We start from the raw sequence: 21,173 nt of genomic DNA, 5'->3' as shown, positions 1-21,173 counted from the left end.
TCTTTTTTGCTATTTGTAAATGAGAAAAGTAGGGATTTCACAAGTAAGAAGGAGTTACAGCACATGTCTCGAAACTTAATGAAGTAAAGTATCAGATATAGCGGGGGAAATATATGAAAAGATGGGGAATTGAATTACTGCTGTTATGTGTCGTTATCATATGGGGAATTAATTATACAATCGGAAAATACGGCCTTGTAGAATTAACCGCAATCCAATTTACAGCCATTCGCATGGTTACTGCGGCGCCGCTGTTATTGTTGCTGACGTTTTACATAGAGAAATCGCTTTATATTGCATGGAAAGATATGATAAGACTTATTTTTGTTAGCATGGTTGGAATTACGCTGTATCAAACGTTATTTATGGAGACGATTCAATATACGTCTGCAACCAATGCATCGTTATTAATCTCGATTTCTCCCATTTTTACGACGATGTTTGCGGTGTTTTTGAAAGAAGAGCAGTTTTCATCACGTAAACTTGTTGGATCAGTTATTGCGTGTATCGGAGCTGCACTTGTATTACTTGTAGGACATTCTCTTGTGCAATCTTTTTATGGGAATGCAATTGGGCTCATTACTTCGATTTGCTGGGGATTGTATCCTGTTTTAGCAACGCCGCTTATGAAAAGGTATTCTGCTTTGCGTGTAACGGCCTGGGCTTCAGCAATTGGTGCGGTGCCGCTTGTATTATTAAGCGGTTGGCAAATTGTTCAGTTACCTTCTGCAATCGAGCACGGCAGTACATGGTTTTCGTTACTCTATTCCATTTTTCTTGTTACTGTATTTGGGCTTGTAATGTGGTACGTTGGGATTCAAAAAATTGGTGCATCTCATACGATGGTGTATATGTACATTACACCGTTTGTAGCGGTTTTATTTGCAGCAATATGGGCAAGAGAGCAATTATCTTTACAACAATTGATTGGCGGACTCGTTATTTTTATGGGTTTATGGTTTGTAAAGTCAGAGAAACAGTTACTTGTAAAAGAAAATATATCAAAATAAGAAGGCAGAGTAGATCTGCTTTTTTATTTTGATGCTGTTGAAAAACAAATCCGTCAAGTTAGTTGCTAATAGATTTTCACAGCTACTGTTTGCCTCTAAGATTGTATATAAATCCATTTTAATTTTTTAGCATCTTTGTCGAGCTCTACCTCCTAAGCCCTCATGTCTAAGAACCTTCCACACGAGAAGGTAAAAAAACACCTTCTGTGTAAAAGAACCTTAGCCAACGGGCCTAAACAGTCGGCTCCGTTTTTCTTTATGATCCAGCTTCAGCGGCTAGAATCTCCGGTCGTTTCGCCCCCTCGGACGAGGTAAAAAAGCACCTCTCTGTCGGGGGCGTGGGCGGCCTGCGATTCTGAACGAGCCGCTTCCGCCTTTCTTTATGATCCAGCTCCAGCGGCTAGAACAGTTGGTGGCTTCGCGTCTTCCACCGAGGCAAAAAGCGCCTCTATGTCAGAAGCTCCATCCCCCTCTTGTTCTGAGCGAGCCTTTATAAGTCGCTGTTATGAAGAACAAAACATGACCGCTACTTGCTTTCTCCCTTTGTTTTAACACGTGCATGTGGCAGGAAAAGGCCCTGACCGCTTCTATGCATGGCCAGATGCTCTCGTCCGCCTAAAAGAAAAGGGGTTTATGTCAGGTTTTTAATTTGGATTTATATATAAACAAATAGAAGATTGATTATGCTTAACAAAATCATACAACTTAAGTAAATATTATTTGTTTCTTGAATGGCCTTGGATTTGATATTTCAAAGAAAGAATCTGCAAATTGTAAGTCTTCTCTACCAAACTCCATGTCTTCACCAATAATAAATGTTAAAGGCAACATGTTATCTGCTAAAGCACGACCATAGTTTTGTAATGTTTGTCTTAACGTATGCTTGTCCGTTGTAGTCTCCCTTTCACTTATTTACTCTTACTATTTCTAGTATCGTATATAGACTTACATACGAATACTAGAAACATACTTATAATACTTAGTAATGGTCTATCTACAATAAAGAAGAACGCCCCTACTGTTAACATAATTATTAATTGTAACATCGTCTTATTGCATGTCATTGATTGCAATGAATCCGAAATAGAAAAATCCGAATATTAATAACCCTAATCCCATTTGAAGGATAATCGGTTTCCAACTGAAATCGTCTCCCTTTTCTGCTTTCTGTCTCTTAATATAAAATCCGAATATAATAGCTGAAATGATAATTAATAACATTTTTCCTGTCTCCTTTTTAATGTTTTGGGTCTGTTGCTCCAATGTAAGCTAGACATATCATCATTAAGATGAAACCGATATAAACAATGACTAAGTCTTTACCCGTCATGTTTTTACGTGTTTTGTATACTGCCATGATAATTGTTCCGATTGCTCCTAAGCAAAACATGAATATTTTCATAGACACCTACGTTCCTTTACTTGTTTTTCGTTTCTATTTCTTCTTTTTGTAGATTAATATGATTATTTATTTTCTTTTTCTTACCGTTTCTTGCCTTTAATATAAGTATGAAAATTATACCGCATAGGTTTATCCCGCTATTCGCGGGCAGTAATACTCCCGCCTCAAAATTCAGCAAAAGCATTGTCCAGTTCCAGTGGCTAGAATGTTCGGTGGCTTCGCTTCTTCCTACGAGGTAAAAAACACCTCTACGTCAGAAGCTCCATTCCCCTCACATTCTGGGCGAGCCGCTTCCGCTTTTCTTAAGAAGTTAGGTGGGAGATAAACTGCCCGTAAAAGCCCGATTGGTGAGGGCTGATGGAAGTTTCACTTTATAGCTTAATATACATTAAAATGGAAATAGTTACCAAAACTATAGGCGTATGAAAAGGATTTTGCTTGACTTTGAATTTCATGCATATCCACCTCGGTATCTTTGGTACATAAAATTATTATAATACAATAATTACCATTTAGATATGCATAATTGCATATTTTATCTTTTCGTTAATAATGTAAAATTTTTAATGTATTCTCATTTTTTTCTATAAAATAAATGGAAAGAAAGGTCTTGATCACATGTTAGGAATCAAAGTTACAAAAACAGACGAAGAATTAATGATTGAATGGCAACTAGCAAAAGTTTGTATTCCGCTAAAGGAAATTATTGAGGTCACTGAAGATGATACTTATGGTGGAGAAGAAGCGAGTGCGATTCGAATCGGAACGCCATATGGGACAACAGATCGAATTTTAATTAGGACTACAAAACAGAAGTATTTGTTGTTTACTACAAATAAAACTTCAATTTTGAATGCGATACATTCAGCTTAAGATATCTGCTGAAATTCGAAATCGAACAATATCAAAAATAGTTTATTTTAAAAGCCCTTGGAAAGCGTCCCAAGGGCTATAGTTTATTTTAGGTTCATCACCAAAAGACGGGGGTGACATATAGATAGATGTACACTCCACTCCACTCCGAGTGGACGCTTTCCGCGGGCGAGAGCGAGCCTCCTCGGCAAGCCTGCCGGGTCTCACTTCCCTCGCTATTCCCGCAGGAGTCGCCACTCTCCGTTCCGTGTATGAAAAATGATTCATTTTCAAAAAATCAACCCCATGTTACGATGATGAACCTTATTTTATATAAAAAGTGGAATGAATTGATAATAAGAAATAATGCCGGCTATTGATCCGAGACACATGCCAACGAGTACATCAGATGGATAGTGCAGGCCGAGATAAATACGTGAAATGCCCACGCTAATTGCAACTGGAAGTAGCAAGAATGTTAAGTTTGGTTCATATAATAGAAAAGGGATGATAACAGAAAAGATAGCCGTCGTGTGTCCAGATGGAAAAGAATGGTCCATTAATGGATTCGCCGGATATTTTGCATTATGAATCGTTAAATAAGGACGTTTGCGCGGATAAAACTTTTTTAAAATTTGTACAGGAATATGACTAATCGCAAGGGAAATAGCGCTTGCAATTGTTGCGCTTTGTAAAGATCCGTTTGTGAGAACAAGTAAGAATGCAATAAGAGAGATTGTAAAGGTAGCGCCGCCCATGTGTGTAATGGTGCGAAAAAAGATGTTTAATGTTTTACGCTCGAAATAGCGATTAATTCCTTTGAAGATGTAGCACTCTATTTTATATAAGGAGCTGATGGGTTTAGTTTTCATCAAATTTCTCCCCCCTACTAAGGTTTCATTTTTATTTTAATAAGATTTCATTGAGGGAATACTAAGGTTTTGTAAAGAAAATGTAGAGTTTTACGAAGAAAAAGCTGCCATTTGAGGTGGCAGCTAAAAATTTTATTTCGTTTGTAAACTTTTATAATATTGTCCTTTTTCGACGTATTGACGACGAATGCGAGCCATATCTTCACGGTCTTCGTCTGTTAGTTCACGGATTACTTTGGCCGGGCGACCGAATGCAAGTGTATTTGGCGGGATTTTCTTGCCTTGCGGTACTAAACTGCCGGCACCGATAAATGCACCTTCACCAATTTCAGCTCCGTCTAAAATAATGGATCCCATGCCAATTAATGCATCTTTTTTCACTGTACAGCTATGTAAAATGACTTGATGTCCAATTGTGACATCATCCTCTAAAATAAGCGGGTACTTTGGACTTTGATGAAGTGTACATTGATCTTGTATATTGGTTCGGTCCCCGATAATCGTTGGAGAAACATCTCCGCGGATGACAGTGTTAAACCAAATGCTTGATTCTTCACCAATTGTAACATCACCTGTAATTGTGACATAGTCAGCGATAAATGTGCTATTGGCAATTTTTGGATTTTTGTCTTTGTAAGGATAAATCATATAAGTAACCTTCCTCTCCTAGAAACTAATATTAGTGTAGCAAATTATGAAATAGAGTGAAACGGAGGAATTTTATGTGGAATTATGAAGCGGAAGAGGCAAAAGGTGTTATAGTTATGGTACATGGTGCAATGGAGCATCATGGACGTTACGAGGCACTTGCAGACATGTGGCGCTATCTTGGCTTTCATGTTGTGATGGGAGATTTACCAGCGCACGGAACAACTTCAAGAAATAGAGGACATATTACATCATTTGATGAATACATAGAAGAAGTAAAGACATGGATTAAAGAAGCGAAAAAATATTACTTGCCCCTTTTTCTATATGGACATAGTATGGGGGGATTAATAGTTATTCGCGTGCTGCAAGAAACGAAAATGGATGTGCAAGGAGTAATCTTGACTTCGCCGTGTTTAGGGGTGTTATCATCGCCGAAACTACCGCTTCGTACCATTGCGAAAGTGCTAAATGTTGTGGCGCCGAAAATGCAATTTAATTCGAATATTACAGTCGAAATGGCAACGCGTAATCATGAAATTCGCGATGCGATGGAAAATGATTCATTGTTCTTGCGCAAAGTATCAGTTCGTTGGTATAGTGAGTTAATTAAAGCGATAGAAATTGCACAGGAAAAACGAAATGAATTTCCAGACGTACCGCTCTTGCTAATGCAGGCGTGTGAAGATAAACTTGTAGATAAAACACGTGTATGCAGCTGGTTTGATAGTCTGAAAATTAGTGACAAAGCATACAAGGAATGGCCAAACTGTTATCATGAGCTGTTTAATGAGTATGAAAAAGATGACGTTTTTGCATATGCAAAATCATTTGTGGAAACTCATTTAATTTAGAAAATAGAAATAAATAATTGAACAGTATATATTTTAAAAGTATTTGACCATATTCATTTAGAGGAGATGAAGAAAGAAGTGAAAGTACCGAGTAACCCCATAACGCTCATGGCGAAAGTATACCGAGATGTGTTTCCGGTCGTACACCATGAGCTCGCAATGTGGAAAGAACGCGCCTACCATATTCCGAATGATGAACTTCATAATCAAGCGTTAGCGAGCATTGAGCATAAAACATTTCACTGTGAAGGCGGCAGCATTTTAGCGTTGCTTGCTGATGAACATCGCGAGGAATGTATTCGATTTATTGTAGCGTACCAAACGATTAGTGATTATTTGGATAATTTATGCGACCGTAGTACATCACTTGATCCAAATGATTTTGCAGCGCTCCATGAGTCAATGCTTGCAGCGCTAACACCAGGAAGCGAAGGAAGCAACTATTATCGTTACCGTGATGATCAAGATGATGGTGGTTATTTAGATGAACTTGTAATAACTTGTCAAGAAGTGCTTGCGAAGACGAAGCATTATAATAAGATTGCACCGATTCTTCATGAATTTGCTTGTTATTACTGTGATTTGCAAATTCATAAACATGTAAAGCAAGAAGAGAGAGAAGAGCGCTTGAAAACGTGGTTTGCAGCGCATCGTGAAAAAGTTCCGCCAATGAGCTGGTTTGAGTTTTCAGCTTGTGCAGGTTCTACGCTCGGTATTTTCTGTCTTGTAGCGTATGCATTCCATGATGAATTAACAGATGATGATATTATGAAAATTAAACAAGGATATTTTCCTTATGTACAAGGATTACATATTTTACTTGATTATTTCATTGACCAAGAAGAAGACCGTATTGGCGGAGATTTAAATTTTTGTAGTTACTATGAAAATAAAGAAGCAACTCTTGAGAGATTGAAACATTTTGTAATAGAAGCAGAAAGAAGCTTGGAACAACTGCCGCATATGAAATTTCATCGCCTCATAAGCCGTGGGTTGCTTGGAATTTATTTATCAGACGAGAAAGTGTCGCAGCAAAAAGAAATGCAATACATGGCACGGCGCATTGTGAAATACGGGGGCCTTACTTCACGCTTTTTCTATTGGAATGGAAAGCTATATCGGAAGAAGATGGCACAGTGATGAAAACGAGCTGTATTCTACAGAGGGTAGGATGCAGCTCGTTTTTTATCCCGCTATTCTTGGGCAGTAATACTCCCGCCTCAAAATTCAGCGGAAGCAAAGAAGTTAGGTGGGAGATAAACTGCCCGTAAAAGCCCGATTGGTGAGGGCTGATAATCAGTGGGGGATGAAGAAAACCCCCACTGATTAAAGTTTCACTTTATGTTAATGCATAAAAGAATCATTCCGATGCTGATCATCTCTTCCTAGTTCCTCATGAATGGTTTGGTTATCTGATTTATTTGGAGCTTCGGATTTATATTTTCGCTGTAAGAAAAACCCTACACTAATAAGCAAAATGCAAATGGACCAAAATATGATACCGAAGATTGTCATGTATTCACCTCCTTTTTCTATTATATGGTAAAATATAAATACGGAGGTGCTCAGATGAAAAAATTCTTTAAAAAGTTATATGATCATATCGAAGTTTCATTATTCGTGTGCCTTTCTATTTCATTTGTACTTGGCATTTATAATATGCTGATAAAAGCAGGTGGGCCAACAACTGTAGATTACATCATCCAGGCCGTATTAGCGGTTGTTATGATTGGGGATATTTGGTTCTTAAAACATCAGGAAGAAATGAATTAAGGAGCGCTCATACTTTTGTATGGGGGCTCCTTTTGTTCAATTAGATTTTTGATGAACTAAATACTTGTTTACAATAGCTTTGGCAAGACATGTAGCGGAATCTACAAAGTGAAGATGATTTTGCTTTGTCTCTGATACGACATTCAAATCTGTACATGCTATGACAGCAACATCGACAGTTTCAGCTAATTCTAAGCATAGTGTATGCCACAAGTTACTTGCTTCATTTATTTGTCCTCTTTTTATTTTATATATAATTTGATTGATAGCAGTTTGCCAGCTATCTTTTTGAATGTAATCTACACCACATTTAACAAATCCCTCTTGATATATACCTGATTGAACAGTCGAATCAGTTGCTAAAAGAGCTACTTTTTTCGTGTGAGGAGGAATTTCTTTTAGCGTTTCATCCACCATATTTAATACTGGAATTGAGATGGATGCCTGCAGTTGAGCAAAATAAAGGTGTGCCGTATTACATGGCATAGCAATAAAATCAACACCCGTACTCTCAAGCTTTTGTGCGCCGTTTATAATTGCACGTTTCATATCTTCATGGTTAATAGCTTTATCAATATAAAACGGTGTTGGACATGAGTAGATCATCATATGAGGAAAGTCCATGTCATCTTTCGCACCGTAAATGTTTTGACATTGTTTTACTACATTATCAACGAATGGCCCGGTAGACTTTGGGCCCATTCCTGCTAGTATTCCAATCATGGTTGTTCATCCCCTTTGTTTTAATTCGAATATAGAAATTCTTGTTTCGAGTTAGAGAATCCTTCTTCGGCAATAAAAAATACGCGCAATATGCACGTATTTTTGGAGGTGTATCTATGTCGAGTTTTGTCGAAGAGTCTTTATTTCGTGTCGAATCGCCGATATGTTTTAAAAAGCGTCGATATATGATGAGAAACGGTCGATATATCGAGAAAAGCGCCGATATATTGGTGCGGCGATTATCTTTTTTCAATCGCAATAATAAACGGCGGGTTATTTTGTTGGTTCATAAATTCGTACTTTAGTACGTGTGCTTCTTTTTGATCTAGCTGCCCGGCAAATTTGACAACGGCATCGCGTTCTATTTGTCCTTCAGGATGTCCGTGATAAATGACAAGAATGATAATTCCTTCTGGTGCCATGACTTCTAATAATTGCTGCAATGCAGAAAGAGTTGAGTTTGGTTTTGTGACGATACTTTTATCACCGCCGGGAAGGTAACCTAAGTTAAAGATCGCTCCGGTTACTTTTCCTTTTGCGTTTTCTGGTAATACTGCTGTTAATGCATCGTGGCTATCATGAATAAGAACGGTACGCTCAGCCAGTCCTTTTTCTTGTAGCCGTGCGCTTGAATTGGAAATTGCTTCTTCTTGAATATCGAAGCCAAATACTTTTCCATTTTCGCCGACAAGCTCTGCTAAAAAGCACGTATCATGTCCATTGCCAAGCGTTGCATCAACAACATAATCTCCTTCTTGCACCGCTCGCTCTAGCAGCGTACGAGCAAAAGGTAAGATGCGTTCTAACTTCATACTGGCTCCACCTCATTTGCATATTTACCTTGCCAGCTGCCGCGGCGTATAAATTCAGCATCAATTGCATTTAATACTTCCCACTTGTTCAAGCTCCACATCGGACCGATCATTAAGTCGGGCGGACCGTCACCTGTGATGCGATGTACGATGACATCTGATGGAATGATTTCAAGCTGGTCAACAACGAGATTTACGTAATCCTCAAGAGATAGAAATTGTAGTTGTCCTTTTTCATATTGCTTCACCATTGGCGTTCCTTTTAATAAGTGCAGCAAATGAATTTTAATTCCTTGAATATCAAGTTTTGCCACTTCGCACGCTGTTTCCATCATCATGTCATAGTCTTCAAGAGGAAGACCGTTAATGATGTGTGAGCACACGTTAATGTTATGCTTACGAAGTTTATTTATACCTTCTACATAAGAAGGGTAATCGTGAGCGCGGTTAATCAAAAGCGCTGTACGTTCATGTACGGTTTGTAAGCCAAGCTCGACCCAAAGGTACGTACGCTTATTTAGATCAGCTAAATATTCGACAACATCATCAGGTAAGCAGTCTGGCCGGGTAGCGATAGAAAGACCGACAACGCCTTCTTCTTTTAAAAGTGGTTCGAATTTTTCTTTTAACACCTCAACAGGAGCGTGTGTATTCGTATAAGCTTGGAAATAGGCGATACACTTACCATCTTTCCATTTCGTATGCATTTTTTCTTTCATTTCATGATATTGCGTAACAACATCATCACGGCGGTCACCGGCAAAGTCTCCGGAACCAGCCGCACTACAAAATGTACAGCCCCCGTACGCAACTGTGCCATCACGGTTTGGACAGTCAAATCCAGCATCTAAGGAAACTTTAAAGATTTTCTCGCCGAAATGTCCGCGCAGATGGTAGTTCCACGTATGGTAACGTTTATTGTCATTTGAATATGGGAAAGGATTTTGGACTTTCATAGTTATTCCTCCTCAAAGATATGAGCAAAAATCATTATAACATACTCATAAGGTTCATATAGAACGGACAAGCTAAAGGAGAAATATTGGTAAGGAGGAACAATCATGGCAGAGCGTGAATCACTGGAAGCGTGCATCCAAAATGCACATCAAGCAATGGAATATGCAAAAGAACAATTGGACATTGGAATGAGACAAGAGCATTACAATAAAATGAACTATTCTGATGCGCAGCTTCAATTAGAACAAGTTTACAATGAGATGCAAACGATGCAGCACTATGCAAACGATGAACAACGTGAACAATTAAATCGTGCGCGTATGGCAATAAGACAATTACAACATCAAATGATTATTACACCGCATTAATAAGGAGCGATAGAAATGGCAACGCGTTCAGATCAAAATAACCCAGAGCAAAAAACACAAAATGGACATAACGCTGAGTTTTCAAACGAATTAGATCCAGTAGTACAAGCAAAGAAAAGAAACCGTAAAAAAGGACAACCGCAAAAATCGAAGCAATCTGAGTAAACCAGGTCGGAGTATGACCTGGTTTTATTTTTTATGGGAGAGAGGTATGAAAAATGCAAATGAACGAAAAGCATCGATTGTATTTGTAATGGAAAATATGGCAGATACATATGAAACAATGAAGAAAAATGGTGTGGAATTTACACAAGAGCCAAACGAAATGCCATGGGGTACATTTGCCATTTTTAAAGATAACGAAGGTAATGAATTTGTTTTAAAAGGATAAAATGAAGAAAGCTGAGCTTACATGAGCTCAGCTTTTTTATGTTTAATATGGTAATATGTGGTATGTTTAGTGTGGGGAGAAATATTGATATGCTTGAGGTTTTATAAAACACGACAGGGAATAGAGATGAAAAATACTATGGAGACAAGAGCTAATAATGTACAGGAGAAACTCAATGTATTTGGAAGTAAATCTTTTTCACAACCAGTTATTGTTGAAAGTGTCCGTGTGAAAGGTGTTGCATCTTTTAAAAAGGATGTACAGGCTAATGAATTTAGTATAATCGGGGACTGCACAATTCGGGGAAGTTTAATTGCTAAAAGTTTTAGTAATTCTGGTGCATGCAAGATTGAAGGAGTATCTCAAATTAACGAAATAAAAAACACGGGTAGTTGTAAATTAGGAAAAATACAGGCAAAACATATACACTCATCGGGTACTTTATCAATAAAGAAAGATGTGTGTGCCAAAACATTTACAGTGCAAGGGGCTGTTCGAGTAAATGGAAATTTGCAAGCAAAAAAGATTGAAATAGGATTTATAGCACCTAGTGAATTGCAAAATGTTGAAGGGGATATAATCAAGTTAGCACCATCTCGTAAATTTATATCTCTCACAAGTTTCATCCCAGGCATAAAGAAAAGAATGGCTTGTAAAACGATAAAAGGAAACGACATCACTTTAAGTAAAACAGATGCATCAATTGTGTCTGGTCGTCATATAAAGATCGGTCCAGATTGTAAAGTGGATGAAGTTGAATATAGCGATACATTAAATGTAGATCCAAGTGCGAGCGTTGGAAAAATCACACGGTTGTAATGCAACTCTATTACATGAAATGAAAATAGATATTATTAAAATAATAAATGGCTCCATACGTTACATGTTTACACGTAACGTATGGAGCCATTTTCTTATATGACAAAAATGTAAGATAAATGTAAGTTTAATCTATGGCAGGTAATGCTTTAAAAGAGCAAAATAGGAACAGGAAAACAAAGCACAGGAGGGTTTATATGAAAGCACCAGTTGTAGACGTAAAGAATGTTCAAAAAGTATACGGTAAAAAAGGTGAGAGCCAATCACATGCATTAAAGGGCGTATCATTCTCTATTCAAGAGGGCGAATTCGTTGGGATTATGGGACCTTCTGGTTCTGGGAAAACCACATTATTAAATGTTATTTCAACATTAGATAAAGCGACGGACGGCGTTGTTGAAATTGCCGGTACAGATATTACGAAAATGAAGCAAGGGGAATTATCTGATTTCCGTTCACAAAAATTAGGCTTCATATTTCAAGATTTTAACTTACTAGAAAATCTATCAATTTATGAAAATATTGCATTGCCTCTTTCACTGCAAGGCGTTCCTTCAAGAAAGATTGGACCGAAAGTAGAGAAGGTAGCAGAAATGCTAGGAATTTCAGAGATTCTTCAAAAATATCCATCTGAAGTATCTGGGGGACAAAAGCAACGTTCAGCAGCGGCACGTGCACTTGTACATGAACCAGCCATTATTTTAGGAGACGAGCCAACAGGAGCACTAGATTCTAAAAACGCAACAAGTTTGTTAGATGCGATGACAAGCTTAAATGAAGAACAAGGTGTTTCTATTATGATGGTTACACATGATCCGTATAGTGCAAGTTATTGCCGACGTATTTTATTTATCCAAGATGGTGAGTTATATAAAGAAATTCATCGCAAGGGTACACGTGAAGAATTTTATAAAGAAATTTTAGATGTGCTGGCAAACTTAGGCACACAAAAAGCGTAAGAAAGGAGAGACAGGCATGTTATTTAAGCTTTCCATGTCAGGACTGAAAAGTAAGCTGAAAGACTACATTGTCTTACTCGTTGGTCTTGTTATGTCAATTTCGATTTTTTACATGTTCCAAACGTTAGCGCTAAATAAAGCGTTTATTGAAGCGAATTCTGTAATCAGTAGTATTCAATTCGTCTTCCATGCTGGTGCGGTACTATTAGCTATCATTACATTCTTCTACATTTTATATGCTAATTCTTTCTTACTATCACTTCGTCAAAAAGAATTTGGTATGTACATGATGCTAGGAGCGAAAAAACATAAGGTGACAATGCTTATGTTTATTGAAACCATTGTATTAGGAGCAGCATCTCTTGTCGTTGGTATTGCAGTAGGTGTAGGGCTGGCGCAAGGAATTGGTAAACTACTTATGCAGCAGCTTGAGTTTACTGCAGGTGGCTATCATGCGTTTTATGTCCCATCTATGCTTGTTACATGTATTTTCTTTTTAGTACTATTTGTTTTATCAGCAATTATGAATAGTATCAAATTATCGCGTATTACGGTTCTGCAACTGGTTCATGCAGATTCTAAAACGGATCGTGTTTCTAAAACAGGAATAAAGACTGTTATAGCCGCATTCGTTGGAATTATTCTGTTAGCAATCGGCTATGCTTCTATGATTTACATGGATAAGTTGTTGCAAATGGGGATTATTATTGCATTAATTACTGTAACGTCCGGAACTTACATGTTATTTGGAACATTCCTTCCGCTTACTATTAAAAAGCTTAAAAGTAATAAAAAGGTTACTGAAAAAGGACTTAATGCCTTTACATTTGCACAATTAAATTTCCGTATCAATAGCTTAACAAAGGTATTAGCGACAGTAGCAATGTTAATTGCGCTTGGAGCAGGTGCGATTTCTGGCGGTATGGCATTTAAAAATAATGTTATGCTTACTGTAGATGGTTTGGCAATTTATGATGTTGCAATTCATAATCCAACAGCCGAAGAAAAGAAAATTTTAGATGGTATTACATTTAAAGAGAAAAGTGAATATCGTTACAAAACAGACGATAAATATGTGTATTATGTAAAAGAAGATTTAGAGAAAAATCGTCCTTTAGTACAAGATTTAAAAGTTTTTAGAGGGATGAAAGATATCGGTAAAGTGAAACGAGTTTCTGAAGAACTGCCAGTAGGTGCAATTTCGAGTTCCAGTCAAGAAAAATCTGATAATGTGATTCCAAAAGATTGGGATCAGGCATTACACACGATTCATCTATCTTATGTATCCTCTAATCAAACAATCAAAATTGTAGACCAAAAAATGTATGATGGTTTGCAAGGCAAAGAGGGTGTTGCATTCATTGGAAAAGTAGATGAGTTCTTAACATATAAAACAGAATGGAAAAAAATTGACGAGTTGCAGCTAGCTAAGTATAAAAATGTAAAAGAAAATTCCTTGCAAAGTAAGAACCAATTTTATACTGGATTTTATGGCATTGCAAGCGGAACAGTATTTATGGGATTCTTCTTAGGAATTGCGTTCCTAGCAATGATGGCAAGTTGTTTAATGTTTAAAATTCTTTCGGGTGCATCAAGTGATATTACACGTTACCAAATGCTTCGCAAAATTGGTGTTCGCCGTGAATTATTAACGAAATCAATTTACAAAGAGTTATTCTTAGTATTCCTATTCCCGGGAATCGTAGGGATTGTCCACGTATTAGTTGGTATGAACATCTTCTCGTTCATTTTAATTAATCCTTATTTCCGTATATGGCTTCCAATCTTGATTTTCGTAGTTATTTACGCGATTTATTATTTCGTCACAGTTCAATTGTATAAAGGAATTGTTCTTCCGAAAGAGGAGTAGGATTTGGGAAATACCGAGCGATGGTGCTCGGTATTTTTTGCATCTACAAGAATGATTTAACGTATTAAATCTGGTGTAAAGTTTTTTTGTTACGATTACACGAGGGGGTTCTAGAAAATGAGCAAGAAAAAATAGGCAACTTTCTTTTAAGAGTGATTATTCTTTGATTTGTTTTCCTCTTTCTCCTTATTCGGCGGATTTAAATCGTAAAGAAGAAAAATTATATAGTGAACTACAAAAATCACAGGACATTTATACACTCAAAGGTCAAAATCCTAAAACAGTAGTAAGATTATATTTGCATTCAATACAAGAAGGTTCTGAAACTACTTATCCTTTTTAAATGCTGTTTACAAAGAATATATTTCATCTCATTAGTGATTGTTTTTTAATACTCAAATGGCAAGATAGACATTAAATCAACCTCTTTAGTTTCTTCTTTAGAATTCGTTGCGCCTTCATTATGTTCAAAAGACATACTCGTTAGTATTGCAAATACTACTAAATTTCCTAAAAGAATTTTTTGCATGTTCTTCTCTCCTCACATTTCTTTCTTTTAAATATAGCAAGGGGGGAATATTTAATAGGAACAGAAATACTTATTTTGTTATTTGATGTAAACAAATAATTGTAACAGGGAAACCCCCTCATTTTTTGAGGGGGGTTCATCACTTCACTTTGCTTGTCCACTTACTGTTGACATATATCGCAATATATTTCCTACTTAGCTATTGTTCTTGCTAATGTTTGAGAACTGTCTCTTACACTCCAAGAATCTGAAACAGCTGTACCGTCTGTTCTCTTTAACGTATATTTTGTTACCAGCTGATATACTGTAAGTCCTGTGTTTTTACCATCTATACTATTAATAGTCTTGTCCTCTGTTGTTTCCGTTGCATCCGTAGAAGTTGAACTAACTTCTGTTTGTATTGTTTTTGAAATGCTTGATTTAAGTGATAGAGATTGTTGTCCAAATTTTAATCCTAAGTCTGCTCCAAAGCTCATATTAAGCGTATCAGTCATCTTTTGTTGATCTACAGTACTTACACCTCTTTTAAGTGTATACTTACTAGAGGAACCAGCAGGAATAATTTCTGATCGTGTTTTCTCCCAATATTCTTCTTTTACTAAAACATAATATGGTGAATTGTGTATTTTTGTATAATCACTCGCCCCATTATCCTTTACCATAATACATGGTATTAAAGATGCCCCAACAACAACAGACGCTGAAGTTTGAGGTAACTGTTGATCAATATTTCCAGCTTGATTATAATCTGGAGCATTCGGTCTAGTTCCTATAGTTGGTAAGGTTGGTAATGAAAAAGAACTGCCAGAATTAGCAATGTTAAATACTCTATTTGAATCAGAAGGATTTGAATCATCCAAATCTGTATACTCCCAATGCTGAGCAAGTGTCCCCTCCCATGCCCAAGATGCAACTTTCCCATATCCCTGGTTTACAACTTCATAATTATTATTTCCCTGGTCTCGTAAATACCATTGTTGATTAGAGGCACCAGTCCAACTCTCTTGTCGCAACGCCTCTCTAGATGGAAATGCCCCAGCCTGACCATTAACAGTAAAGTAAGCAGGACCACCATCAACTACTACAGGTTTTCCACTATTTTTATTTACAATTGCATATGTTCCTCCATCAAGTGGGAAAAATGCAAATTGTCTATGGGCTTCAGCAGTACTTCCACCCCATAAAAGTATCGCTCTATCATTATCAAGAGATGCACTATCTACATCCCAAATTAGATTTGTGTTAGCTTTCAACTTAAGATTATAATATTGATTCTTCTCTGGAGTTGCTGCTTGACTTGCAGGAGCCCAGATAGATAGACCCATTGCTCCGGCAAATAATCCTGTCATTACTTTTTTTGACATTGATTTCATACTTTCTCTCCCCTTCTTTTATTATTTCTACAGGACTACAAAAAGTGATATTATACTGTACATTGCCCATACCTTTATTGCGGAATAAAATCACTTTTGCTATGTAGAAACTTAGAATACTATTTTTTACAAGTATGATACTTTTGTAATTCTAGATGCCTCGAAAAATAACTGAGTATTAAGAAAATTAAAACTAACACAGTGTTACTTGCAACTTTACTGAACTTCTATGAGCGTATCCCCTTCTTTCTTAGTGGTCATACCAATTACACCTTTATTAAAACATTAAATGTTTAGCGCGTAAATAGTAGAATTTTGTCGATTAAAATTTAATAATTTGACTATTACATATTAATTTGAGTAGAAATATTATACTTCTAAAATGATTGTTTACTATAATTCAAGTAATTAAAATAGCTATAAATTGATATATCAAGTTGAGAAAATAACCACTTTAATCTACAAAAATATATTTAATAGAATTTAAGATTTGTTTAGTATAATTTAATCACACTCTGTATACTACTTCCCTTTATTTGGATATGCAAAATTGCATATTTGTACAGATGAATAGCGATGTAAATAACGGTTATTTATGTAAAGTCATTACAAAATAACCAATATTACGCTTAGATTATCAGTAAATGATTTGACTAGTTTTATGCTTAGCATACAGAAAATATATAAATACAAATTAAAAAATCGACATAAAAACCTTCTTTCTTTTTAGGCGGACGAGAGCATCTGGCTATGCATAGAAGCGGTCAGGGCCTTTTCCTGCCACATGCAAGGTTTAAAACAAAGGGAGCAAGCGAGCTATTCTGCATAGCAGTGACTTATATGTCGGAAAATTAAAATGGATTTATACAGATTAAAAATTGTTTATGTTTATGACGTCTGAAGTTCGTTCTGCAATAGAGAATTTCGTACCTCAAGATAAATTGTCTAGTTTAACAGCATATGGTTTTCAAACAGGTATAATTATAACTGCAGATAAAAATGAGGATGCAACTGATTTATCTGTGAAAATAAGGGGAGAAAGCAAGTACAGGTCATGTTTTGTTGCTACATAGCAGCGGCTTATATGGTGAAATTTAAAATTTATATAGTATGTAATAAGATTTTTTTTATAGTGAATTTTTTAGATCTTAAAACTCAATAATTAAAAAAGAGCCTATTCGGTTCTTTTTTAGAAAGTAGGAAAATACAAGTGAAAAAAATAGCATTCGGATTATTATTTATATTTGTTCCTTTATTTATATATATCTTTGTAATAGAACATGAAGATAAAGTAGCGCTAACAACTGATATGATATCAAAGGTGCAATATTTAGAAACGCATTCGGTTGCTGAAGGTATGATTACAGATGGTGGGAAAGATGCGAGAGATGTATTTCAAAAGTTAACGAGTTCAAAAAAAGTGGTGACACAAAAAGAATTTTTCAAGAAGAGATTTTTTGAACAATCTTCGCACCGTAAAATTGATTTTGTGTTAGATGATGGGAAAAGAATTACATTTCATGTAGTATTGTTTAGCGTTGAACCATACTATGCCGAAGCTTATGTTCAATGTGTTGGCAACAAAACAATCTATCACTTAAATAAAGAAGATGCAACAGATATAGGAATGCAATTTATGAATCGGTAATTTGCTAATCTTAAAAAGCACTTGTGAAATTTTCAAAAGTGCTTTTTGCTTTTCATAAAAATGAACAAGGATTTTATACGCAAATCCCCCCTTATTAAGCCTGTTTGCTTGATAAGGGGGATGCTAAAAAAGAAAGAGTAAGAGAAACACAAGCATGGAAGTGAACAGTAAAATGGTTATGAAACTTAATTTTCGGAAAAATTTAAAACTGAAGGGTTTTTTCATTTTACTCTTTCTTTATGATATGAGTGTATCACTAAAAATAAAATGAATCAACGAAAAAAAGACAATATTCTTATAAATTCGACATTTTTCGATAATGGATATAATTTTCATTCCAATAGAATAATTAACTTCAGAATGCTGGGATTTTATGTCAAATAATTTATACATGACTAAATTATTTGTGTATAAATTATTTGACTATTCTGTCTAAAATGTGTCTTTTTCGTGAATTTTAATATTGGTACGGTTCTTGCTTATATGAGATAAGGAAGGGAGGAATTTAGCAGTAGCTGTGATGAAAATATTGACCTACAGGTATCACTGAGGGATGCCGTTGTCTAGTGAAGGTATATGAAAGAAAGTTTCGATTGAAAAGTCAGAATTTTCACTATTTTATAAAAAAGGAGAAAATAGCATGGCGAAATACTCGAAATTTTATAAACTGATGCTTGGTGTGGGACTTGTTACGATATCATGTAATGGCTTGCAAGTTCAAGCAGAGACGAAAGAGAAAAATACGAAGAATGTATTACAAATGGAGCCAGTAGGAGTACAGAAATCTGTTGATGAGTTAGCGCACTCTTCAAATGTACAAGAAAGTACATCTCTTACAAAACGGTTAAAGTTAGCAGACTTATCGCAGCGTCCACTAGCGCCAAACGAGAATGCTAAACAACTAGTTGAAGAAAAAAAATATTCGATGGCTGAGTTGAATCAATTAAGCAACAAACAATTAACCGATCTTCTTATTACAATTAAATGGTATCAAATTCCGGAATTATTTCAGTTTACTAGTGATAGTCTGAAGTTCTATCAAGATGATAGTCGGATGCAAGCGATCATTGATAAACTAACAGAACAAGGACAAAGCTATACGAAAGATGATTCAAAAGGAATTGAGACATTAGTAGAAGCTCTACGTGCGGCATTTTATTTAGGTTATTATCATGATGAATTAAGCAAACTAAATGAACGTAGCTATCATGATAAATGTTTACCAGCTTTGAAAACGATTGCAAAAAATTCAAATTTTAAACTTGGTACATCGGAACAAAACAAAGTTATTTCATCGTATGGAAAGCTGATTGGAAACGCATCAGCTGATGTTGAAGTTATTCAATATGCAGGTGAAATCTTCAAGCAATATAATAATAATCTTGCAACTTTCATTGAGGATATAACAAAAGGAAATGCTGTATATGAATTGATGAAAGGAATTGATTATGAAGTTCAGTCGTATATGTATGATACGGATAAGGAACCAAAAGATATGATGTGGTATCGAAACATTGATAGTTTTATTAATGAAATCAGTCGTTTTGCGCTAATTGGTACGGTAACAGATAAAAACGGATGGTTAATTAATAACGGAATTTACTATGCTAGCCGATTTGGCAAATTTCATAGTACACAGGCAAAAGGACAGCAAGTCGTTACAGAAGCGATGCGAATTTATCCATATTTAGGACAGCAATATTTTGTCGCAGCAGAACAAATTGTTACAAATTATGGCGGAGTAGATGCGAACGGAAAAACAATCAATTTAGATCAAATTCGCGAAGATGGTAAAAAGAAATACTTGCCAAAAACGTATACATTTGATGACGGAGCAATTGTTTTTAAAGCGGGAGATAAAGTTAGCGAAGACAAAATTAAACGTTTATACTGGGCGGCAAAAGAAGTACGCTCTCAATTTTATCGTACAGTTGGTAGCGATAAACCGCTTGAAAGCGGACATGCTGATGATGTGTTAACAATGGTCATTTACAATAGCCCGGACGAATATCAATTTAACCGTCAATTGTACGGCTATGAAACGAATAATGGTGGGATTTATATTGAAGGAATCGGAACGTTCTTTACATATGAACGTACACCGCAGCAGAGTGTTTTTAGTTTAGAAGAATTGTTCCGTCATGAATTTACACACTATTTACAGGGAAGATACGAAGTTCCAGGATTATGGGGACAAGGAGAACTGTATCAAAATGAACGTTTAACTTGGTTTGAAGAAGGAAATGCGGAGTTCTTTGCAGGCTCAACACGATTAGATAGCGTTGTACCGCGAAAAAGTATGATTGGCAGATTACCCTCTGATCTAGCTAAGCGATACACAGCAGAGCAAACATTATATGCAAAATACGGAACGTGGGATTTTTATAACTATTCGTTTGCATTGCAATCTTATATGTATAATAACCGCCCTGATATGTTTGATAAAGTGCATGATTTAATTCGTGCAAATGATGTCCCAGGTTACGATGCATATCGCTCTGCATTAAGTAAAGATAATCAATTAAATGCAGACTACCAATCTTATATGCAAATGCTGATTGATAATCGTGATAAGTATACAATTCCGCAAGTATCAGATGATTATTTAGCACAGCATGCTCGGAAAGCGCTTTCGGATATCACGGCAGATATTACAAATGAAGCGAAGTTAAAAGATGTGAAGGTAACAAAGAATAAATCACAATTCTTTAATACCTTTACACTACAAGGAACATATACAGGAAGTGCATCAAAGGGAGAAAATGAGGACCGGAAAGTGATGAATCAAGCAACGAATGAGATGCTAAAACATCTTTCCGAAAAAGAGTGGAGCGGATATAAAACATTAACTGCTTATTTCGTGAATTACCATGTTAACGCGGCTGGGCAATTTGAATATGATGTTGTGTTTAGCGGAGTGAATACAGAAGACGATCCTATTGTAGAAAAAGAACCGAATAATACATTTGAAACAGCGAATCCACTATCTCTGAATACATTATTACGAGGCAGCCTAAGCGATCAAGATCAAGTTGATCGGTTTGTTATTGATGTAAAGGATTCGAAAGATTTACAGATTACCGTTACGAATGAAAAAAATCTTGGAATGAATTGGGTATTATATTCTGAATCAGACCTAAATAACTATGCCGCTTATGCAACAAAACGCGACGGAAACAAATTGCTTGGAAACTATAATGCGAAGCCAGGGAAATATTACTTGAGTGTATATAAATATAGCGGTGGAACAGGGAATTATACAGTACTGGTAAAATAGTTGAAAGTAAGAGTTAAAAATCCCGCCACAGAGAAA

At 36.1% G+C, this 21,173-nt stretch carries 22 protein-coding genes and 1 pseudogene; 13 read left to right on the top strand and 10 right to left on the bottom strand.

Annotated features, from left to right (window positions below):
- Positions 1–113 precede the first annotated feature (113 nt).
- On the top strand, positions 114–1,010 hold the full coding sequence (locus tag MR076_RS03900) for a DMT family transporter (protein WP_242217848.1): 897 nt from the start codon (positions 114–116) through the stop codon (positions 1,008–1,010).
- A gap of 1,050 nt (positions 1,011–2,060) precedes the next feature.
- On the opposite strand, the gene MR076_RS03895 is transcribed toward MR076_RS03900, so the two are convergent.
- On the bottom strand, positions 2,061–2,231 hold the full coding sequence (locus tag MR076_RS03895) for a hypothetical protein (protein ID WP_242217843.1): 171 nt from the start codon (positions 2,229–2,231) through the stop codon (positions 2,061–2,063).
- A 16-nt stretch (positions 2,232–2,247) separates the two neighbouring features.
- Entirely contained in the window at positions 2,248–2,412 is a 165-nt protein-coding gene (locus MR076_RS03890) for a hypothetical protein (RefSeq protein WP_242217838.1), read from the bottom strand.
- A gap of 618 nt (positions 2,413–3,030) precedes the next feature.
- Between MR076_RS03890 and MR076_RS03885 the strand changes: the two genes are divergently transcribed.
- On the top strand, positions 3,031–3,285 hold the full coding sequence (locus tag MR076_RS03885) for a SunI/YnzG family protein (RefSeq protein WP_242217833.1): 255 nt from the start codon (positions 3,031–3,033) through the stop codon (positions 3,283–3,285).
- Positions 3,286–3,593: 308 nt separating this feature from the next.
- Here MR076_RS03885 and MR076_RS03880 read toward each other — a convergent pair whose 3' ends face one another.
- Together MR076_RS03880 and MR076_RS03875 are read right to left on the bottom strand one after the other, a co-directional pair.
- Entirely contained in the window at positions 3,594–4,136 is a 543-nt protein-coding gene (locus MR076_RS03880; protein ID WP_242218126.1) for a phosphatase PAP2 family protein, read from the bottom strand.
- A gap of 132 nt (positions 4,137–4,268) precedes the next feature.
- Entirely contained in the window at positions 4,269–4,784 is a 516-nt protein-coding gene (locus tag MR076_RS03875; protein ID WP_242217827.1) for a gamma carbonic anhydrase, read from the bottom strand.
- A gap of 74 nt (positions 4,785–4,858) precedes the next feature.
- Here MR076_RS03875 and MR076_RS03870 point away from each other — a divergent pair, with 74 nt between their 5' ends.
- Together MR076_RS03870 and MR076_RS03865 are read left to right on the top strand one after the other, a co-directional pair.
- The gene (locus tag MR076_RS03870; RefSeq protein ID WP_242217825.1) at positions 4,859–5,638 is read left to right on the top strand and encodes an alpha/beta hydrolase; all 780 of its coding nucleotides are present in this window, start codon (positions 4,859–4,861) and stop codon (positions 5,636–5,638) included.
- 78 nt (positions 5,639–5,716) lie between these two features.
- On the top strand, positions 5,717–6,778 hold the full coding sequence (locus MR076_RS03865; protein ID WP_242217823.1) for a tetraprenyl-beta-curcumene synthase family protein: 1,062 nt from the start codon (positions 5,717–5,719) through the stop codon (positions 6,776–6,778).
- Positions 6,779–6,982: 204 nt separating this feature from the next.
- Here MR076_RS03865 and MR076_RS03860 read toward each other — a convergent pair whose 3' ends face one another.
- Positions 6,983–7,153: a hypothetical protein gene (locus tag MR076_RS03860; protein ID WP_242217821.1), complete on the bottom strand. Its 171-nt coding sequence runs from the start codon at positions 7,151–7,153 to the stop codon at positions 6,983–6,985.
- 54 nt (positions 7,154–7,207) lie between these two features.
- Here MR076_RS03860 and MR076_RS03855 point away from each other — a divergent pair, with 54 nt between their 5' ends.
- Positions 7,208–7,411 (top strand): hypothetical protein, encoded by a 204-nt coding sequence (locus MR076_RS03855; RefSeq protein WP_242217819.1) that lies wholly within the window; start codon positions 7,208–7,210, stop codon positions 7,409–7,411.
- A 36-nt stretch (positions 7,412–7,447) separates the two neighbouring features.
- On the opposite strand, the gene MR076_RS03850 is transcribed toward MR076_RS03855, so the two are convergent.
- The 3 genes from MR076_RS03850 to mnmL form a co-directional block, all read right to left on the bottom strand.
- Positions 7,448–8,134 carry an aspartate/glutamate racemase family protein gene (locus MR076_RS03850; protein WP_242217817.1) on the bottom strand — a complete coding sequence of 229 codons (687 nt, stop codon included), beginning with the start codon at positions 8,132–8,134 and terminating at the stop codon, positions 7,448–7,450.
- A 239-nt stretch (positions 8,135–8,373) separates the two neighbouring features.
- Positions 8,374–8,946 carry a tRNA 5-(aminomethyl)-2-thiouridylate-methyltransferase MnmM gene (gene mnmM, locus MR076_RS03845; RefSeq protein WP_242217815.1) on the bottom strand — a complete coding sequence of 191 codons (573 nt, stop codon included), beginning with the start codon at positions 8,944–8,946 and terminating at the stop codon, positions 8,374–8,376.
- Positions 8,943–9,902, bottom strand: a complete 960-nt coding sequence (gene mnmL / locus MR076_RS03840; protein ID WP_242217813.1) for a tRNA modification radical SAM protein MnmL/YtqA — start codon at positions 9,900–9,902, stop codon at positions 8,943–8,945. The genes mnmM and mnmL overlap by 4 nt, the downstream gene beginning before the upstream one ends.
- A 105-nt stretch (positions 9,903–10,007) precedes the next feature.
- Between mnmL and MR076_RS03835 the strand changes: the two genes are divergently transcribed.
- From MR076_RS03835 to MR076_RS03810, 6 genes and pseudogenes are all read left to right on the top strand, one after another.
- Positions 10,008–10,271 (top strand): YtzC family protein, encoded by a 264-nt coding sequence (locus MR076_RS03835; RefSeq protein WP_242217811.1) that lies wholly within the window; start codon positions 10,008–10,010, stop codon positions 10,269–10,271.
- 15 nt (positions 10,272–10,286) lie between these two features.
- Positions 10,287–10,436, top strand: coding sequence for a glycogen biosynthesis protein GlgD (locus tag MR076_RS03830; RefSeq protein WP_242217809.1), 150 nt, complete (start codon positions 10,287–10,289; stop codon positions 10,434–10,436).
- Between the two features lie 64 nt (positions 10,437–10,500).
- Positions 10,501–10,662, top strand: a pseudogene (locus tag MR076_RS03825) (VOC family protein); the annotation flags it as partial.
- Between the two features lie 126 nt (positions 10,663–10,788).
- Positions 10,789–11,481 carry a hypothetical protein gene (locus tag MR076_RS03820; RefSeq protein WP_242217807.1) on the top strand — a complete coding sequence of 231 codons (693 nt, stop codon included), beginning with the start codon at positions 10,789–10,791 and terminating at the stop codon, positions 11,479–11,481.
- Positions 11,482–11,678: 197 nt separating this feature from the next.
- A complete protein-coding gene (locus tag MR076_RS03815) occupies positions 11,679–12,440 on the top strand; it encodes an ABC transporter ATP-binding protein (RefSeq protein WP_242217805.1) in 762 nt (253 codons plus the stop codon).
- Positions 12,441–12,456: 16 nt separating this feature from the next.
- The gene (locus tag MR076_RS03810) at positions 12,457–14,310 is read left to right on the top strand and encodes an FtsX-like permease family protein (RefSeq protein WP_242217799.1); all 1,854 of its coding nucleotides are present in this window, start codon (positions 12,457–12,459) and stop codon (positions 14,308–14,310) included.
- Positions 14,311–14,698: 388 nt separating this feature from the next.
- Here the strand turns inward: MR076_RS03810 and MR076_RS03805 are convergent, their stop codons facing one another.
- Together MR076_RS03805 and MR076_RS03800 are read right to left on the bottom strand one after the other, a co-directional pair.
- Positions 14,699–14,839 (bottom strand): hypothetical protein, encoded by a 141-nt coding sequence (locus MR076_RS03805; RefSeq protein WP_242217797.1) that lies wholly within the window; start codon positions 14,837–14,839, stop codon positions 14,699–14,701.
- A 191-nt stretch (positions 14,840–15,030) separates the two neighbouring features.
- A complete protein-coding gene (locus tag MR076_RS03800) occupies positions 15,031–16,212 on the bottom strand; it encodes an RICIN domain-containing protein (RefSeq protein WP_242217789.1) in 1,182 nt (393 codons plus the stop codon).
- Positions 16,213–17,422: 1,210 nt separating this feature from the next.
- Between MR076_RS03800 and MR076_RS03795 the strand changes: the two genes are divergently transcribed.
- The gene (locus tag MR076_RS03795) at positions 17,423–17,860 is read left to right on the top strand and encodes a hypothetical protein (RefSeq protein ID WP_277928351.1); all 438 of its coding nucleotides are present in this window, start codon (positions 17,423–17,425) and stop codon (positions 17,858–17,860) included.
- Positions 17,861–18,500: 640 nt separating this feature from the next.
- A complete protein-coding gene (colA, locus tag MR076_RS03790) occupies positions 18,501–21,137 on the top strand; it encodes a collagenase ColA (RefSeq protein WP_242217788.1) in 2,637 nt (878 codons plus the stop codon).
- Positions 21,138–21,173: the final 36 nt, after the last annotated feature.

The sequence above is a fragment of the Bacillus cereus group sp. BfR-BA-01380 genome, from assembly GCF_022663535.1.
GTDB classification, from domain to species: Bacteria; Bacillota; Bacilli; order Bacillales; family Bacillaceae_G; genus Bacillus_A; species Bacillus_A cereus_BB.
This window is presented reverse-complemented; position numbering and strand designations above follow the sequence as displayed.

What these genes read in the sequence shown, in the direction of transcription:
- MR076_RS03900 (WP_242217848.1), top strand. Translation starts at nt 114, where the DNA reads ATGAAAAGATGGGGAATTGAATTACTGCTGTTATGTGTCGTTATCATA.
- MR076_RS03895 (WP_242217843.1), bottom strand. Translation starts at nt 2,231, where the DNA reads ATGTTATTAATTATCATTTCAGCTATTATATTCGGATTTTATATTAAG.
- MR076_RS03890 (WP_242217838.1), bottom strand. Translation starts at nt 2,412, where the DNA reads ATGAAAATATTCATGTTTTGCTTAGGAGCAATCGGAACAATTATCATG.
- MR076_RS03885 (WP_242217833.1), top strand. Translation starts at nt 3,031, where the DNA reads ATGTTAGGAATCAAAGTTACAAAAACAGACGAAGAATTAATGATTGAA.
- MR076_RS03880 (WP_242218126.1), bottom strand. Translation starts at nt 4,136, where the DNA reads ATGAAAACTAAACCCATCAGCTCCTTATATAAAATAGAGTGCTACATC.
- MR076_RS03875 (WP_242217827.1), bottom strand. Translation starts at nt 4,784, where the DNA reads ATGATTTATCCTTACAAAGACAAAAATCCAAAAATTGCCAATAGCACA.
- MR076_RS03870 (WP_242217825.1), top strand. Translation starts at nt 4,859, where the DNA reads ATGTGGAATTATGAAGCGGAAGAGGCAAAAGGTGTTATAGTTATGGTA.
- MR076_RS03860 (WP_242217821.1), bottom strand. Translation starts at nt 7,153, where the DNA reads ATGACAATCTTCGGTATCATATTTTGGTCCATTTGCATTTTGCTTATT.
- MR076_RS03855 (WP_242217819.1), top strand. Translation starts at nt 7,208, where the DNA reads ATGAAAAAATTCTTTAAAAAGTTATATGATCATATCGAAGTTTCATTA.
- MR076_RS03850 (WP_242217817.1), bottom strand. Translation starts at nt 8,134, where the DNA reads ATGATTGGAATACTAGCAGGAATGGGCCCAAAGTCTACCGGGCCATTC.
- mnmM (WP_242217815.1), bottom strand. Translation starts at nt 8,946, where the DNA reads ATGAAGTTAGAACGCATCTTACCTTTTGCTCGTACGCTGCTAGAGCGA.
- mnmL (WP_242217813.1), bottom strand. Translation starts at nt 9,902, where the DNA reads ATGAAAGTCCAAAATCCTTTCCCATATTCAAATGACAATAAACGTTAC.
- MR076_RS03835 (WP_242217811.1), top strand. Translation starts at nt 10,008, where the DNA reads ATGGCAGAGCGTGAATCACTGGAAGCGTGCATCCAAAATGCACATCAA.
- MR076_RS03830 (WP_242217809.1), top strand. Translation starts at nt 10,287, where the DNA reads ATGGCAACGCGTTCAGATCAAAATAACCCAGAGCAAAAAACACAAAAT.
- MR076_RS03820 (WP_242217807.1), top strand. Translation starts at nt 10,789, where the DNA reads ATGAAAAATACTATGGAGACAAGAGCTAATAATGTACAGGAGAAACTC.
- MR076_RS03815 (WP_242217805.1), top strand. Translation starts at nt 11,679, where the DNA reads ATGAAAGCACCAGTTGTAGACGTAAAGAATGTTCAAAAAGTATACGGT.
- MR076_RS03810 (WP_242217799.1), top strand. Translation starts at nt 12,457, where the DNA reads ATGTTATTTAAGCTTTCCATGTCAGGACTGAAAAGTAAGCTGAAAGAC.
- MR076_RS03805 (WP_242217797.1), bottom strand. Translation starts at nt 14,839, where the DNA reads ATGCAAAAAATTCTTTTAGGAAATTTAGTAGTATTTGCAATACTAACG.
- MR076_RS03800 (WP_242217789.1), bottom strand. Translation starts at nt 16,212, where the DNA reads ATGAAATCAATGTCAAAAAAAGTAATGACAGGATTATTTGCCGGAGCA.
- colA (WP_242217788.1), top strand. Translation starts at nt 18,501, where the DNA reads ATGGCGAAATACTCGAAATTTTATAAACTGATGCTTGGTGTGGGACTT.